At 67.5% G+C, this 1,278-nt stretch carries 1 protein-coding gene; it reads right to left on the bottom strand.

Annotated features, from left to right (window positions below):
- A partial coding sequence (locus ACWGI8_RS41685) for a hypothetical protein (RefSeq protein ID WP_453668666.1) occupies window positions 1-1,239 on the bottom strand: 1,239 nt, incomplete at its 3' end.
- Window positions 1,240-1,278: the final 39 nt, after the last annotated feature.

Raw genomic sequence — 1,278 nt, 5'->3', positions numbered from 1 at the left:
GCTGTCGACCAGGGTCGGCTTGAGCTGCTCAGGGTCGATGCCCCAGTAGGTGTTCGGCGGGGATATCCGGCCGCGGGAGCGCAGCTCGACGGCTACCGCCGCAATCGTGGCGGCGAACTGGGGAAAGTCCCTCGTGGAGACCGGGTCGGTGAGGATATGGAACTCCTGCGGGAACGGGTCCCGGAACTGTTCCCGCAACCAGGCGGCGATCTCCTTGGGCGAAGCGTCCCAGACCATGTCCGGGAGGTCCGGGGCGATGTCGAGGCCGAAGTCGACCGAGAGGCCGACCCGCCCGTTGCGCTGCGGGAGGACGGCATAGGCGCCGAAATCATCCGCCGATGTCCGACCCCTCAGTATCTGAGCCGACTGGGGGAAGCGTTCCGGGTCGTGCAACGGATGCCCGGCGCTGAGCGAAACAACCAATCCCGCCGACGGGCGTTCCTCCTCCGGCTCGATGAACGCGTACCAGAACTGCCCCATGGGGCTGCCCCGGTCGATGAGGCTGCCGTCGGGTGCCGCCACCAGCATGCTCAGGGTGGGGCGCATGCTCATCAGTTCCCAGTCGCTGGGGCGGCCGTCCGGGGTCTGTGAGGAGACCACGGTGCCCCGGATGGGGTGCTCGAGCAGCGCGGCGGCGGAGCCCGCCACCGGTACGTAGATCAGCAGGCGGGCGTCACGGACCAGCTCTCCCAACTGGCCCAGGATTCTGCTTCGCTCTGTCCTGTCACCGCCCATGGATCCGGTGTACATGATCAGCGATCGTTGCCGGACACCGGCGGTGGCCAGCTGGCTGGTCACCCGGCTGATGGTGACGCGTTGCAGGCCGGCCCCGTCGACCGAGTCGTTCTGCAGCGACTGCACGGCCAGGTCACCGACGACCGATGATTGCAGATGAAGGATGTTCAGCAGGCCCCGCACTCCGTTGGCGGCACGCATCAGCTGGTCCGCGTTCTGAGGCGAGCGGGTGGAGGCCACCAATCCCGGGAGGCTGAACAGCAGCTCGCGAGTCGGGTTCCACAGCCGGCCGTCCGTGCCGTTCTTCAGGGCAGAGGAGGCATGAACCGCGGAGACGGATACCCATGGCTTGGCACTGCGCGTCATGCCGGGGATGGGGACGGCGATCAGCTCGCCGATGTTGTTGACTTCGGCCTGCCAGCCCTCGCCGATGAGCCGCAACGGTTCCCGGAGGCACTCGGAATAGGTCTTGGCCCACTTGTGCAGGGTGCTCCATCTGCGCACCGTGCCACGCACCGCCACCACAACCTCACGGCCCCTGAG

The sequence above is a fragment of the Streptomyces sp. NPDC054841 genome (genome assembly GCF_053611045.1).
This window is presented reverse-complemented; position numbering and strand designations above follow the sequence as displayed.